Below are 14,545 nucleotides of genomic sequence, written 5' to 3' on the forward strand. Positions count from 1 at the left end.
CCTTACTCCCCTTTAACGAGGTCGAGGAAGTACGGACGTTCTCCCCCGCCATCGACGTTGATTCGTGCGCCGCTGACCCAGCTGGCGGCATCGCTGCACAGCCACAGCACCGCTCCGGCGATGTCGCTGCCCAGCCCCATCCGCTGGAGCGGCATCGAGCGGGCGACCCCAGCCTGCGCATCGGCATCGCCATAGGTCGCTTCGGCATTTTCGGTCTGCATCAGCCCGGCGATGATCGCGTTGACGCGGATCCCCTGCGGACCCCATTCCTGCGCCAGGCTTTGCGTGAGGTTGAGCAGCCCGGCCTTGGCCGCGCCATAGGCCGCCGTGCCCGGCGACGGGCGGATCCCCGAAACGCTGGCCACGCTGATCACATTGCCGCCGCCCGCCGCCAGCAGGTGCGGATAGGCCGCCTGCGCCATATACATCGGCGCCTGCAGGTTGAGCTTGAGGATCGCATCGAGGAAGCGCGGGCTGGCCGCGGCGAAATCGGCATGGGGCGAACCGCCGGCATTGTTGACCAGCACGTCCAGCCGGCCATGCAGCGCCACGGCATGTTCAACCAGCGCCTTGGCCTGATCGGGATCGCGGATGTCGGCGGCAAAGAAGGTCACGCCCTGCGGCAGATCGGCAGGCTCGTTGCGCCCGCAAACCACCACCCGCGCGCCCGACCGGGCCAGCGCATCGGCGATATCGCGCCCCAGCCCCCGGGTCCCCCCGGTGACGATGGCCACACGCCCAGTCAAATCGATGGCGAAACTGCCGTTCAAACCGCGTTCTCCCCCGAATGCCGAATTGCAGGATTACCGCGTTCGGCAGATTCGAAAACCGCCAATATCGAAAGCCGGAGTGCTTTTCAATTGACGATTTGCGTATCGCATGGCAGAAAATTTTACGAATGCTTGGCCTGAGAGCTGGCGCGATTCGACCTAGGGAGAAGACTTACCATGGCTACCACAGCCCTGTCCGATCCGGCCCCGGCCGTGATCCCCACGCATGATGAGCTGGTGGCGCGCGCCCGCGCGATGATACCAGCCCTCAAGGCGCGGGCGAAGCAAACTACTGCCAATCGCGACGTTTCGGCCGAAACCATTGCCGAGATGAAAGCCAACGGCTTTTTCCGCATCCTCCAGCCCAAGCGCTGGGGCGGCTATGAAATGCACCCCAACACTTTCTTCGAAGTGCAGAAGGCGCTGGCCGAAGGCTGCATGTCGACCGGGTGGATGTACGGCGTGCTGGGCTGCCACCCCTATGAAATGGCGCTGTTCCACAACGAGGCGCAGGAAGAAGTGTGGGGCGATGACCAGGACATGCTGGTCAGCTCGACCTATCAGCCGGTCGGCAAGGTGACCACGGTCGAAGGCGGCTTCCGCCTGTCGGGCCGCTGGGGCTTCTCCACCGGATCGGTGCACTGCGGCTGGGTGCTGCTGGGCGCGATGATCTGGCCGAACGATGAGCCGGGCTCGGGCGTGCCGGACATGCGCACTTTCCTGCTGCCGCGCAGCGACTACACGATCGACCGCGATGCCTGGCACACCTTCGGCCTGCAGGGCACCGGCAGCCACGACATCATCGTCGAAGACGTGTTCGTGCCCGACTATCGCACTCACCGCGCGGTTGACGGCTTCCTGTGCCAGAACCCCGGCCAGAAGGAAAACACCGGCCCGCTCTATACCCTGCCCTGGGCGCAGGTGTTCGTCCGCTCGGTTTCGACCGCGGCGTTCGGCGGGGCCAAGGCCGCGCTGGAAGCGGCCAAGGGGATCATGGCCAGCCGCGTGTCGACCAACACCGGCAAGGCGAGCAAGGCCGACCCGTTCCTGCAGGCGGCCGTGGCCAAGGCCTATGCTCAGATCAAGGAAATGGAGACGACCCAGCGCGTCACTTTCGAGGACCTGATGGGCTATGCCGAACGCGGCGAGGCGATCCCGATGGAGAAGCGCGCGCTCTATGCCTACAATTCGGCCAACGTGGTGCGCCGCCTGGTCGATCTGATCGACGACATCATGCAGCAGTTCGGTGGCCGCGCGATCTATACCACCAGCGAGATCATCCAGCCGTGGCTGGACCTCAACGCCGGGCGCGCGCACGTCGCCAACGATCCGAACAACCGCTTCGGCGATGTGGTCGGCTCGATGTTCGGCGAACCGCCCGCCTTCACTTTCCTTTAAGGGGCAGACCGTGGCCGATCTCAGCCAAGCGACCTACCGCGTAGCGGGCGATTACGACATCCACCTGGCCGATGTGGGCAGCGGCCCGGTCATCGTGTTCATCCACGGCAGCGGCCCGGGCGCATCGGGGCAATCGAACTTTCGCCAGAACGTCGATGCCTTCGTGGCTGCCGGCTACCGGGTGATCCTGCCGGACATGATCGGCTACGGCGCTTCGTCCAAGCCCGAAGGGATCGACTATACCCTGCAGCTGTTCACCGACACGCTGTACGAAGCGCTGCGCGCCCACGGGATCGAACGCGCCACGCTGATCGGCAATTCGCTGGGCGGCGGGGTTGCGCTGCAGATGACGCTGGACCACCCCGAATTCACCGACAAGCTGGTGCTGATGGCGCCGGGCTGCGTGGCGGAACAGGCCAGCTATTTCACCATGCCGGGCATCGCCAAGATGGTGTCGAATTTCGGCGGGCCGGATTTCAACCTGGATGAACAGCGCCGCCTGATCTCCAACCTGCTCCACCCCGACTGGGCCGACAAGATCCCGGACGAGCTGGTGGCCGAACGCTTTGCCGTCGCCCGCACCCAGCCCAAGGACGTGCTGGTGCGGATGAAGACTCCGAACCTGGGTCTGCGCCTGCACGAAGTGGACAAGCCGATCTTCGTGATGTGGGGCCTGAACGACGAGTTCTGCCCCGAAAGCCACGCGCGGCTGTTCCTGGACGCCTGCCGGAACGTGCGCTGCCTGACCTTCGCCCGCACCGGGCACTGGGTGCAGGTCGAACGGGCCAGCGAATTCAACAAGTATGCGATCGACTTCCTCAATGAGCAAAGCTGAAAAATACGGCGCGGAACTCTATGCCGCGCTGCGTGACCGCCGCACCCTGGCACCGCTGATCGCGCGCGATCCGTCGCTGACGGTGGATGATGCCTATGCGATCAGCCTCGATTTCCTGGCCCGCCGCCGCAAGGACGGCGAAAAGGTGGTCGGCAAGAAGATCGGCGTGACCAGCAAGGCCGTGCAGGACATGCTCGGCGTCCACCAGCCCGACTTCGGCTTCCTGACCGACTGGATGCGGGTGGGCGAGGAGATCAGCGTTGATGGCAAGGCACTGATCGCGCCGCGCGCCGAGGCGGAAATCGCCTTCGTGCTGAAGGACAGCCTCAACGGTCCGGGCGTGACCGCCGCCGATGTGGTGGCCGCGACCGATTACATCGCCCCCTGCTTCGAAATCGTCGACAGCCGGATTCAGGACTGGAAAATCTCGATCGTCGATACCGTGGCCGACAACGCCAGCTGCGGCGTCTTCGTGCTGGGCGAGGCACGCGCCGACCCGCGCGAACTGGACCTGCCCGCGCTGCACGTCACGGTCACCAAGAACGGCGCGCCGCTGTCCGAAGGGCTGGGCAGCGCGGTTCAGGGCGATCCGGCCCAGGCGGTCGCCTGGCTGGCCAATACGCTCGGCGCCTATGGCGTCACGCTTGATGCGGGCGACGTGATCCTGTCGGGATCGCTGGTCCCGCTCGAAGACGCGGTGAAGGGCGACGTGTTCGAAATGACGCTGCACGGCGTGGGCACCTGCACCGCCCGGTTTATCTAAGGAAACAGCAATGGCACGGGTTAAGGCCGCAATCATCGGTTCGGGCAATATCGGCACCGACCTGATGATGAAGATGATCAAGTATCCCCAGAACATGGAGCTGGCCATCGTGGTCGGGATCGACGAAAAGTCGGAAGGCTTGGCCATGGCGCGCGAGCACGGCATCGCGACGACCCACGAAGGGCTTGAAGGGCTGCAGAAGCACCCGCTCTACAAGGAAATCGGCATCGCCTTCGACGCGACCAGCGCCTATGCCCACAAGGTGCATGACGCCGCGCTGCGCGCCGATGGCATCCAGGTGGTCGACCTGACCCCGGCCGCGATCGGCCCCTTCACCGTGCCGCCGGTGAACATGAGCCAGCACCTTGACCAGCCCAACGTCAACATGGTGACCTGCGGCGGCCAGGCGACGATCCCGATGGTCGCAGCTGTCGCCCGCGTGTCCGACAAGCTGCACTATGCCGAAATCGTCGCCTCGGTCTCGTCGCGCTCGGCCGGTCCCGGCACGCGCGCCAACATCGACGAATTCACCCGCACCACCGCCCGCGCGATCGAAGTGGTCGGCGGGGCGACCAAGGGCAAGGCGATCATCATCCTCAACCCGGCCGAACCGCCGATGATCATGCGCGATACCGTGTTCACCCTAAGCGAAGGCGGCAGCGAAGACGCGATCCGCCGTTCGGTGGAAGACATGGTCAAGGAAGTGCAGAAGTACGTTCCGGGCTACCGCCTCAAGCAGGAAGTGCAGTTCGAGCGCTACGGCGACAACAACAAGCTGAAGATCCCCGGCATGGGCGAATTCACCGGCATCAAGTCGATGATCATGCTCGAAGTCGAAGGCGCGGGCGATTACCTGCCGAGCTATTCGGGCAACCTCGACATCATGACCGCCGCGGCCAAGGCTACCGGCGAACTGCTTGCCCAGCGCCGCATGAACCAGGGGGGGACGGCCCAGTGACCACCAGCAATTTCGACGTCGCGCGCGGCGACAAGCTCTACATCCAGGACGTGACCCTGCGCGACGGCATGCATGCCGTGCGCCATATGTACGGGATCGACCACGTCCGCGCGATCGCCCAGGCGATCGAGGCTTCGGGCGTGGACGCGATCGAAGTCGCCCACGGCGACGGCCTGTCGGGCGCCAGCTTCAACTATGGCTTCGGTGCCCATACCGACTGGGAATGGCTGGAAGCCGTGGCCGAAGTGCTGGACAAGTGCGTGCTGACCACGCTGATCCTGCCGGGCGTCGGCACGGTCGAGGAACTGAAGCGCGCCTATGACATCGGCGTGCGCTCGGTCCGCGTGGCGACCCACTGCACCGAAGCCGACGTGTCGAAGCAGCACATCGGCATCGCCCGCGACCTGGGCATGGACGTGTCAGGCTTCCTGATGATGAGCCACATGATCGAACCCGATCACCTGGCCAGCCAGGCCCTGCTGATGGAAAGCTACGGCGCGCAGTGCGTCTATGTCACCGACAGCGGCGGCGCGCTCGACATGGACGGGGTGCGCGCGCGCTTCGAAGCCTATGACCGCGTGCTCAAGCCCGAAACCCAGCGCGGCATCCATGCGCACCACAACCTGTCGCTCGGCGTGGCGAACAGCATCGTCGCGGCGCAGTGCGGCGCGGTGCGGATCGACGCCAGCCTGACCGGCATGGGCGCGGGCGCGGGCAATGCTCCGCTCGAAGTGTTCGTCGCCGCCGCCGACCGCAAGGGCTGGAACCACGGCTGCGACGTCAGCCTGCTGATGGACGCGGCCGAAGACCTGGTCCGGCCGCTGCAGGACCGCCCGGTGCGGGTTGACCGCGAAACGCTCAGCCTGGGCTATGCCGGGGTCTATTCCAGCTTCCTGCGCCATGCGGAGAAGGCCAGCGAAACCTACGGCATCGACACCCGCGAAATCCTGCTTGAACTCGGCCGCCGCAAGATGGTCGGCGGGCAGGAAGACATGATCGTCGACGTCGCCCTCGACATGCTCAAGGCGAAAAGCGCCTGATAATAATAAACGTCATGGCGCGGGGCTGCGGCTTCAGCGCCATGATAAAAAATTCGGGAAGGATTCCATGACCGAGATTTCCCTGCACAAGCCCTTCCCCGCCAGCGAGGTGAAGGCCTGGGATTACACCTGCGACGTCGCCGTGATCGGCTTCGGCGCGGCCGGGGCCTGCGCCGCAATCGAGGCGGCGGACGCCGGGGCCAAGGTGATCCTGTTCGAACGCAATTCGGGCAGCGGCGGGGCTTCGGGCCTGTCGGGCGGGGAAATCTACATCGGCGGGGGCGGCGGCACCGAAGTGCAGCGCGCCGCCGGGTTCGAGGATTCGACCGAGGATTTTGCCAAGTATCTGAAAATGGCCGGCGGCCCCTGCGCCGACGAGGCCAAGTGCGACCTTTATGCCGCCGAAGCGCTCAATCACTTCGCCTGGCTCAAGTCGCAAGGGGTGCCCTATCGCGGCAATTACCTGCCCGGCAAGCACATCGAGCCGACCGACGACAGCACGCTGATCTGGTCGGGCAGCGAAGCCGCCGCGCCGTTCTGCGACCAGGCCAAGCCCGCCCCGCGCGGCCACGTGATCCAGCACATGGGCTGGGGCGGCGGCCGCCCGCTGGTCGACATCCTCGAAGCCAGCGCCCGCGCCAAGGGCGTGGACGTGGTGGTCGATGCGCGCGCCGTTGCGCTGGTCGAACAGCGCGGCCGGATCGTCGGCGCGGTGGTGCGGATCGACAACATCAACCGCTTCGTCAAGGCGGACAAGGGCGTGGTCCTGGCCACCGGCGGCTTCGTTTTCAACGACGAGATGCGCCGCAAGTATTGCCCCGAAAGCTTCAAGCTGAACGACCCGATCGGCGACAAGGACGACGGCAGCGGGATCATGCTCGGCCTGGCCGCGGGCGGCGAGGCGATCCACATGGAGCAGTTCTTCACCACCTGCCCCTGGACCATGCCCGAAAGCCACGCCAACGGCGTGTTCGTGAACGTGATGGGCCAGCGCTTCATCAACGAGGACTGCTATCACGGCCGGGTCAGCCGCTGCGCGGTCGATCAGCCGGGCGGCAAGGTCTACCTGCTGCTCGACAATGCCAACTTCGTCCAGCCGATGGACTTTGCCCGGATGAGCATCGCTGGCACCGGCGATACGTGGGAAGAGGTCGAGGCCGAGCTGGAAATGCCCGCCGGCACGCTCAGCACGACCATGGCGTTCTACAACGCCCACGCCCGCGAAGGCCGCGATCCGCTGTTCGGCAAGCGCGAACCGATCCTGAAAGCCCTCGACCAGGGGCCGTTCATCGCGCTCGAACTCAATTTCGACAGCTCGTACTTCAGCTTCTTCACGCTGGGCGGGCTGCGCACCAGCACCAAGGCCGAAGTGCTCGACCGTGCCGGGCATCCGGTGCCGGGCCTCTACGCGGCCGGGCGCTGCACTAGCGGGCTACCGGCGTGGGGGCATGGCTATTCATCGGGGATGAGCCTGGCCGACTGCACCTTCTTCGGCCGCCAGGCCGGGCGGACGGCAGCCCGGGGATGAGCCGCTGCAAGGCCATCGCCCTGCTGAAAAAGCGCGATGGCCTGACGCGGGACCAGTTCATCGCGCACTATGAACAGGTGCACGTGCCGCTGATCCTGTCGCTCTACCCGATGATCGCGGAATATCGGCGCAACTACACCGATTTTTCCAGCGCCTTCGCCTTTGCCGATGCCGCGCCGTTCGATTTCGACTGCGTCAGCGAATTCTGGTTCGACAGCCGCGCCGACTGGGACACCTTCATGGCCCGCGCCGCCGATCCCGAAGTGACCGCGCTGGTCAGCGCCGACGAAGCGAACTTCATCGCCAGCAGCTACACCCGGCTGTTCGCGGTCGAGGAAAGCATCACCACCAATCCCCAAGCCGGAGCCTGACGTGCCGACCCAGCTCGATCCCCAAGTCCTGATGCAGCAAGCCAAGACCGAAACCGGGCTGACCGACTTCGGCGATCCGTGGTTCGAAGGTCCGCTGGGCAAGCTGGTGGACGAGGTCAACGCGCATGCCGGCCTCGTCTCGCCGGAAAGTTCCGCCGGGGTGCGGATCCAGTCCGCCCTGTCCGACCGGCTGAAGCTGGTGCAGTATTTCAAGGACCACCCCGAGGCGGCGGACGAGAAGATCGAGCTCGCCTGCGCGATCATCGGTTTGCCGCGCACCGGCTCCACCATGGTCCACCGCCTGCTGTCCGCCGTGCCGCGGCTGACCGCGCTGTGGTGGTGGGAAACGGCCTTTCCCCTGCCCTTCCCGGGCGAAGCGGCGAACGATCCCACCCCCCGGCAGGAAGCGGCCAAGCAGATGGTCGACTGGCTGCTGACCGAGTGGCCGGACTTTGAATCGATCGATCCGATGGACGCGATGGCGGTGAACGAGGAAGTCGTGCTGCTCGACCGCACGTTCCTGTCCACCACGTACGATTCGATGATGCCGATCCATGAATACGGCTACTGGCAGGCCGACCAGGATCACGAAGCCGCCTTCCGCGACCTCTATCGCTTCATGCAGGCGATCCAGCACCAGCGCGTGGCGCAGGGCGAAGCGCGCCGTCCCTGGGTATTCAAAACCCCGCATCACCTGATGGGCGGGATTGGTGGCCTGCTGGCGGTCTGGCCGCAGGTGAAGCTGGTGATGACCCACCGCCATGTCAGTCAGGTCCTGCCCAGCTATTGCTCGATGTGCGCCTCGCTCTCGGTCGGCAGCTCGACCACTTACCGCAAGGAACGGGAAGGCGCGCACTGGAGCCGCCGGTTCCGTGTCGGGCTGGAGCGGCTGGAAGCGCTGCGCCAGACCCTGCCTGCGGGCCAGGTGATCGACGTGCGCTATGAAGACACGGTCAGCGATCCGGTCGGCATGGCCGAACGGGTGCTGGACCAGCTGGGCCTGGGCAGCGACGCCGCCACCCGCGCCGCGCTGGAGGCATGCGTCGCCGGCAACGTCCGCGATGCCCGCCCCCGCCACAAGTACAGCGCCGACGAGTTCGGCCTGACGCCCGAGGGGATCGCGGCCGAATTCGCCTTCTACCACGACAAGTATCTCGAACCGGCAAAATGACGGCAACGATGCTGTCCGCCGCGGTCCATGCGCCGGACGATGTCCGGCTGGACCGGGTGCCGGTGCCACGGCCCGGCCCGGGCGATGTGGTGGTGCGGATCAAGGCCTGCGGGATCTGCGGATCGGACCTCGGCTATGCCCGGGCGGGCGGCCTGCCGATCGGCAGCCATGGGCCGCTGCCGCTGGGCCACGAATTTTCAGGAGTGATCGCAGCGGTTGGCGCCGGGATCAGCGGCTTTGCCCCCGGTGAGCGGGTGGTCGTCAACCCGACGACCCCAGCCAACATGATCGGATCGGGCGGCCCCGGCGGGTTCGCGCCCTACATCCTGATCCGCGACGCCATGGCGCCCGACACGCTACACCGCATTCCGGACGGGCTGGACGATTCCACCGCCGCGCTGACCGAACCCTTTGCGGTGGCGCTGCACGGGGTCAACCGTTCGGGCGCGCAGCCGGGCGACAAGGTGGTGGTGTTCGGCGCGGGGCCGATTGGCCTCGGCGTCGTCGCCATGCTGCGCCAGCGCGGAGTGAGCGACGTGATCGTGGTCGACCGGGTCGAGGCCCGGCTGGACCGCGCCCTGGCGATGGGCGCGGCCCACGCGCTCAACCCCGAGCGCTGCGACTTGTGGCGCGAAATCGGCGCGCTGCACGGCGCGGGTGAGCTTTACGGAATGCCGGTGGTCCATACCGACCGGTTCATCGATGTCGCCGGCGCGGCCCCGGTGATCGCCGGGATCATCGCCCATGCCCGGTTCGGCGCGCATCTGACCGTGGTCGCGGTGCATCACGCGCCGGTGCCGACCGACTTTGCCATGCTGCTGGGCAAGGAGATGAGCCTGGTCACCGCCATGGCCTATCCCACCGAATTTGCCGAGGTGCTGGACCTGCTTGCCGCAGGCGCGGTGCCGACCGGACCCTATGTCAGCCACACCTACCCGTTCGACCAGTTCGAGGCCGCCTTCGCGATGGCGGCCGATCCGGCGGCGGCGGCCAAGGTGATCGTCACATTCCCATAAGACAATAACAGAGAGAGGCACGAAACCATGATCCTGAAAGACAAGGTCGTCATCATCACCGGCGCGGGTCCGGGCATGGGCCAGGCGATGTGCCGGGGCGCGGCGGCGGAAGGGGCCAAGGTGGTCGTCTCCGCCCGTTCGGTCGATGCGATCAACGCGCTGGCAGCGGAAATCAACGCCGCCGGGGGCGAGGCGATTGCCGTGCCGTGCGACGTTGCCAAGACCGACCAGTGCCACGCGCTGGCCGCAGCCGCGATTGCCAAGTGGGGCCGGATCGACGGCATGGTCCATTCGGCCTACTATCACCCCGACTGGGGCAGCATCATCGACCATTCGATCGATCAGGTGCTGCAGGCGCTCGACGTGATCGCCGTTGGCGGCCTGCGCATGGCCCAGGCCGTAGTGCCGCAGATGAAGGCGCAAGGCTCCGGCTCGATCGTCAACATCTCGACCCTCGCCACCCGCAAGCCGATGCCCGGCGAAGGCGGCTATGCCATGGCCAAGAGCGCGATCAACCAGTTGACCCGCCAGCTGGCGGTGGAACTGGGCGGCACCGGCATCCGCGCCAACACCGCGTTGATGGGCTGGATGGACGGCGTGCCGCTCGACCAGTTCTTCGCCTCGCAGGGCGAAGCGGGCGAAGCCTTCCGCAAGCAGCGCGCCAGCGAAATCCCGGTCGGCCACATCCCGCCCGACAAGGACTGCGCCAAGGCGGTCTATTTCCTGCTGTCGGACTATGCCAGCGAAGTGACCGGGGCGATGCTTGACGTCAACGGCGGCGATTGGGTCGCGGCGTGAGCACCGATATTGCCCAAAGTCTCGCTGCCTCCTGGCGCGATTACTGCGCGCGCCTCGCCGATGCGGGGGCGGTCATCCTGGCCGATGACGTCCCCGCCGATCCGCTGATCCGCACCGAGGGGTTCCGCTATCTCTCGCGCCTGTCGAAGCTGGCGCTGGAACAGTATGTCGAGGCGAGCGACCCCGACTTTCCGTTCTTTTACCAGCTGAGCCACGAGACAGGAAAGATCGGCGCGGACAACCCGGATAACGAATACTGGAACGCGTCGATCAGCGGCAGCAGCGACTACCGGATCACCGGCAAGCGCGGCTCGATGTTCTATTTCTCGATCGTCGCCAATGCCATGCGTTATCACATCGATGGCAGCGCGCACGCCACCGGCAGCCTGATGGCGGACGAGATCCAGTGGGGCCCGGATGGCGAGGTGGAAATCATCGCCAGCTGCAATGCCCCCAGCGGCGCGGACGCGGGCAAGAACTGGCTGCGGCTGGAACCCGACGCCAGCGTGATCATCATCCGCCAGTCGGCACTGGACCGCGCGGCTGAACGCGGCGGTGAGTTCCATATCGAACGGATCGGCGGCCCGGCGGTTCCCGCCCCGCTCAGCGCGGAGCGGCTCGCCGCAGGCCTGGCCGCGTCGGCGCAGTTCGTGGGCGGCGTTGCGCAGACCTTTGCCGACTGGACCCGGCTGTTCCGCCAGACCCCCAACCAGTTCCCCGACATCGACCAATCGATGTTCCAGAAGGGCGGCGGGGCCAAGGACATCTATTACGCCCACGCCTATTGGCGGATCGCGCCGGACGAAGCCTGGCTGATCGAGGTGACCCCGCCCGAATGCTATTACTGGAACTTCCAGCTCGACAACTGGTGGATGGAGAGCTTCGATTACCGCTTCCGCCAGATCACGGTGAACAAGCATTCGGCGCGGCTCGAGCCGGACGGTTCCTTGCGCATCGTCTGCGCCGCGCGCGATGTGGGGGTGGGCAACTGGATCGACACCTGCGATCATGGCGAAGGCACCGCGCTGCTGCGCTGGGCCGGGGCGAGCGAACACCCCCTGCCCCGCGCCCGGGTGGTGAAACTGGCAGATCTGGAGAACGGCAATGCTTGACTGGATGAAGGCGGCCAAGACCGTGGCGGAAGACCCGGTGATGGGCTTTGACGAAAACGCCGTCACCCGCAGCGAAACGGTGGCGATCAACGCGCCGGCCAGCGTGGTCTGGCAGGTGCTGACCGACCTGCCGCGCTATAACGAGTGGAACCCGTTCTGCATCCGCGCCGTCTCCACGCTGGAAATGGGCGCGCCGGTGGAAATGACGCTGATCAACTATGCCACCGCCGGCGGGCCGACCGTGCCGAACCTGGAATATGTCTGCGCCTTCGAGCCGGAAAAGCTGCTCAGCTGGGAGTTCCCCAACCTCGACTTCTGGCCCTACCCGGCGCGGCGCGACCAGGTGATCGAGGCGACCGGGCCGGACAGCTGCACCTATTACAGCACCGATGCTTTCCTGGGGGCCAACGGCATCCACGTGTTCCGCTTTGCCGGGCCGTGGATCAAGCGTGCCTTCGATGACAGCGGCCTGGCGCTGAAAGCCCGCGCCGAAGCGCTCCATGCCAACGCTTGAAGAACGCCTCCAGGCGCTGGAGGACCGCGAGGCGATCCGCGCGCTGATCGCCCGCTATGGCCCGCTGGCCGACAGCGGCGATGCAGCGGGCGTGGCGGCGCTGTGGAGCGAAGGGGGCAGCTATGCCGTCCACGGCTTTGCCGACGCCGTGGGGCGCGACGCCGTGGCCGGGCTGATCGAGGGAGCCTATCACCAGCAGCTGATGGCCGATGGCTGCGCCCACGTGCTGGGGCCGGTGGCAATCGACCTGAACGGCGACAGTGCCACGGCGCGCGGCCATTCGCTGGTGCTGCGCTGGACCGGCAGCCAGTTCGAAGTGCTGCGCGTGGCCGCCAACCGCTGGCACCTGGCGCGCGGCGCGGACGGCTGGCAGGTCACCCGCCGCGAGAACGCGCTGCTGCAAGGCGATGCGGCGGCGCGGGCCTTGCTGGCGGAGTAGGCACCGAACGGTCCCTGCTCCGCCGGCTTTGCCCTACATCCCGTCGATCGCCTTGCTGACCAGCACGTTCACCGCCACGCGGCGGTTCTGCGCCTTGCCTTCGGGCGTGTCGTTGCTCGCCGCCGGATCGGCGGTCGCCATGCCGGTCGGCGTCAGCATCCGGTAGGGCTTCCAGCGGCACTGCTGCTGGAGGTAGTTGATCACGCTGGCAGCGCGCTTTTCACTCAGCGCCTGGTTGACCTCGTCGCTGCCGGTGGAATCGGTGTAGCCCACCACCAGCATCAGCGCGCCCTCGGTCCCCTCGGCGGCGCTGGCGGCGTTGCACAATTCCATCCTGGCGGCGGGCGAAAGCGCGGCCTTGCCGGTGTCGAAATAGACGTTGGTCGTGCTCTTGATGTTGTACTTGTCGATATCGGCCATGCGCCCGCGCAGCGCCTCGGTCGCGGCGGTCTGCTCGGCAAAGCCCTGGGCAGTGCCGTTGCGGATCATCGACGCGGTCTTGAAATCGCCGCTGCGGTAGGTGACCTGGCTGGCGAACAGCTCGCTGCCAGACTGCAAGGTCTTGACCGTGACCGGCAAGCCGTTGAGCAGCACATCGGCGCCCGGCTTGGCCTTGCCGCCGCCGAACAGGCCGGAACTGGCCTTGATCCTGGTGGCATCGGTCAGGACGACGACCGAGGCGGTGCCATCCGCCGCGACCACTTTCATGCGGTTGCCGCTGCGCGCGGCGATGAAGCCCTTGACCTCTGGCCCCGGCGTCATGGCCGCGGGATCAGGCTGCGCCTCACCCGTCACGACGATCGACGGGTCCGGCGCCTGTGCGGCCAGCTGACCCGGTGCGGCCAGTACGGCCACGGCCAGCAGTGCCAGTGCCCCCGCTCGTTCGGACTTGATACGCATTCGCTTACTCCTCTCAGACCGCCCCGCGCAGCCCGCCTGTTGCGCTTAACCTGTCTGCCAGATTAACAGCAACACCGCAGGCCGACGCGGGAGGTTGGTAGGAGCCGAACGTGCGGCAGGCCGATCAGCCCGCCAGTTGCCCGCCGTCCATGGTGAACAGCGAACCGGTGATCTTGCAGGCCTCGTCGCTGGCCAGGTAGGCGAACAGCCCGGCGATGTGTTCCGGCTCGCAGGTGCCGTTTTCCAGCTTGGGGGCATTGCGCATCACCAGCGCCCAGTCGACATCTCCCGGGGGCGGCGGGGCATTGCCCATCGGCGTGTTGACGTGGCCCGGGCAGATCGCGTTGATGCGGATGCCCTTGCTGGCCCATTCCACCGCCAGCCCCTTGGTGATCGCCGCCACGCCGTGCTTCGAAGCCGAATAGGCGATGGTATAGGCGATACCCTGGAGCGCCGCGGTGGACGCGGTGTTGACGATGCAACCCTTGCTCTTGACCAGGTGCGGATAGGCCGCCTGGCACATGGCAAAGACGCTGGTGGTGTTGATCTTCAGGATGCGCTCGAAATCATCCAGGCTGAAATCCTGGCTCGGGCCCCACTTGAGCATGCCCGACACGTTGCAGACCACGTCCAGCCCATCGACCGCGGCGGCATCGACCAGCGCCTTGCAGCTGGCAAAGTCCATTGCGTCGAACGTCTGGATGCGCGGCGCCTTCGCCATCAGCTTGGCCGTTTCGGCCAGCCCGTCGGCGTTGATGTCGGCGATGGTCACCGCCGCGCCTTCGGCGGCCAGGCGGATCGCGGTGGCCCGTCCAATTCCCGATGCGGCGCCGGTAACCAGCGCCTGCTTGCCTTCAAACCTCTGCATGGCCTCTCTCTCCCAAGGCTTGGGGAGGACAGCGGCCGTTCCCGCTGCCCTCCCCCAGTTCCTG

At 66.4% G+C, this 14,545-nt stretch carries 16 protein-coding genes; 13 read left to right on the plus strand and 3 right to left on the minus strand.

Translation table 11 applies throughout. From position 1 onward, the window contains the following. Window positions 1–2: 2 nt before the first annotated feature. Window positions 3–770, minus strand: a complete 768-nt coding sequence (locus ACE3N9_RS05640) for an SDR family oxidoreductase (RefSeq protein WP_374281716.1) — start codon at window positions 768–770, stop codon at window positions 3–5. Window positions 771–947: 177 nt separating this feature from the next. Here ACE3N9_RS05640 and ACE3N9_RS05645 point away from each other — a divergent pair, with 177 nt between their 5' ends. The 13 genes from ACE3N9_RS05645 to ACE3N9_RS05705 all read left to right on the plus strand — a co-directional run bounded on the left by ACE3N9_RS05645 (window position 948) and on the right by ACE3N9_RS05705 (window position 12,713). Beyond that, window positions 948–2,168, plus strand: coding sequence for an acyl-CoA dehydrogenase family protein (locus ACE3N9_RS05645; RefSeq protein ID WP_374281718.1), 1,221 nt, complete (start codon window positions 948–950; stop codon window positions 2,166–2,168). A 10-nt stretch (window positions 2,169–2,178) separates the two neighbouring features. Continuing rightward, window positions 2,179–3,003, plus strand: a complete 825-nt coding sequence (locus ACE3N9_RS05650; RefSeq protein ID WP_374281720.1) for an alpha/beta fold hydrolase — start codon at window positions 2,179–2,181, stop codon at window positions 3,001–3,003. Next, window positions 2,990–3,766 (plus strand): fumarylacetoacetate hydrolase family protein, encoded by a 777-nt coding sequence (locus tag ACE3N9_RS05655; RefSeq protein ID WP_374281721.1) that lies wholly within the window; start codon window positions 2,990–2,992, stop codon window positions 3,764–3,766. The genes ACE3N9_RS05650 and ACE3N9_RS05655 overlap by 14 nt, the downstream gene beginning before the upstream one ends. A 10-nt stretch (window positions 3,767–3,776) precedes the next feature. Next, window positions 3,777–4,724 carry an acetaldehyde dehydrogenase (acetylating) gene (locus tag ACE3N9_RS05660; RefSeq protein WP_374281723.1) on the plus strand — a complete coding sequence of 316 codons (948 nt, stop codon included), beginning with the start codon at window positions 3,777–3,779 and terminating at the stop codon, window positions 4,722–4,724. Beyond that, a complete protein-coding gene (gene dmpG / locus ACE3N9_RS05665; protein ID WP_374281725.1) occupies window positions 4,721–5,764 on the plus strand; it encodes a 4-hydroxy-2-oxovalerate aldolase in 1,044 nt (347 codons plus the stop codon). The genes ACE3N9_RS05660 and dmpG overlap by 4 nt, the downstream gene beginning before the upstream one ends. Window positions 5,765–5,831: 67 nt before the next feature. Next, window positions 5,832–7,292 (plus strand): FAD-dependent oxidoreductase, encoded by a 1,461-nt coding sequence (locus ACE3N9_RS05670; protein WP_374281727.1) that lies wholly within the window; start codon window positions 5,832–5,834, stop codon window positions 7,290–7,292. Next, window positions 7,289–7,663, plus strand: a complete 375-nt coding sequence (locus ACE3N9_RS05675; RefSeq protein ID WP_374281729.1) for an EthD domain-containing protein — start codon at window positions 7,289–7,291, stop codon at window positions 7,661–7,663. Before ACE3N9_RS05670 ends, ACE3N9_RS05675 begins: the two co-directional genes overlap by 4 nt. 1 nt (window position 7,664) lies before the next feature. Continuing rightward, window positions 7,665–8,834 (plus strand): sulfotransferase, encoded by a 1,170-nt coding sequence (locus ACE3N9_RS05680; RefSeq protein WP_374281731.1) that lies wholly within the window; start codon window positions 7,665–7,667, stop codon window positions 8,832–8,834. Next, on the plus strand, window positions 8,831–9,850 hold the full coding sequence (locus tag ACE3N9_RS05685; RefSeq protein WP_374281733.1) for a zinc-binding dehydrogenase: 1,020 nt from the start codon (window positions 8,831–8,833) through the stop codon (window positions 9,848–9,850). The genes ACE3N9_RS05680 and ACE3N9_RS05685 overlap by 4 nt, the downstream gene beginning before the upstream one ends. A gap of 27 nt (window positions 9,851–9,877) precedes the next feature. Further along, window positions 9,878–10,648, plus strand: coding sequence for an SDR family oxidoreductase (locus tag ACE3N9_RS05690; RefSeq protein ID WP_374281734.1), 771 nt, complete (start codon window positions 9,878–9,880; stop codon window positions 10,646–10,648). Beyond that, window positions 10,645–11,760, plus strand: coding sequence for a DUF1214 domain-containing protein (locus ACE3N9_RS05695; protein ID WP_374281736.1), 1,116 nt, complete (start codon window positions 10,645–10,647; stop codon window positions 11,758–11,760). The genes ACE3N9_RS05690 and ACE3N9_RS05695 overlap by 4 nt, the downstream gene beginning before the upstream one ends. Further along, a complete protein-coding gene (locus ACE3N9_RS05700; protein ID WP_374281738.1) occupies window positions 11,753–12,274 on the plus strand; it encodes an SRPBCC domain-containing protein in 522 nt (173 codons plus the stop codon). The genes ACE3N9_RS05695 and ACE3N9_RS05700 overlap by 8 nt, the downstream gene beginning before the upstream one ends. Next, complete coding sequence (locus tag ACE3N9_RS05705; RefSeq protein ID WP_374281740.1) at window positions 12,261–12,713, plus strand: nuclear transport factor 2 family protein; 453 nt, start codon at window positions 12,261–12,263, stop codon at window positions 12,711–12,713. Before ACE3N9_RS05700 ends, ACE3N9_RS05705 begins: the two co-directional genes overlap by 14 nt. Before the next feature lie 33 nt (window positions 12,714–12,746). On the opposite strand, the gene ACE3N9_RS05710 is transcribed toward ACE3N9_RS05705, so the two are convergent. Together ACE3N9_RS05710 and ACE3N9_RS05715 are read right to left on the minus strand one after the other, a co-directional pair. Beyond that, window positions 12,747–13,613: an OmpA family protein gene (locus ACE3N9_RS05710; RefSeq protein ID WP_374281742.1), complete on the minus strand. Its 867-nt coding sequence runs from the start codon at window positions 13,611–13,613 to the stop codon at window positions 12,747–12,749. Window positions 13,614–13,737: 124 nt separating this feature from the next. Then, window positions 13,738–14,481 (minus strand): SDR family NAD(P)-dependent oxidoreductase, encoded by a 744-nt coding sequence (locus ACE3N9_RS05715; protein ID WP_374281744.1) that lies wholly within the window; start codon window positions 14,479–14,481, stop codon window positions 13,738–13,740. Between the last annotated feature and the right edge of the window lie 64 nt (window positions 14,482–14,545).

Source organism: Novosphingobium sp., assembly GCF_041905565.1.
Taxonomy (GTDB): Bacteria; Pseudomonadota; Alphaproteobacteria; order Sphingomonadales; family Sphingomonadaceae; genus Novosphingobium.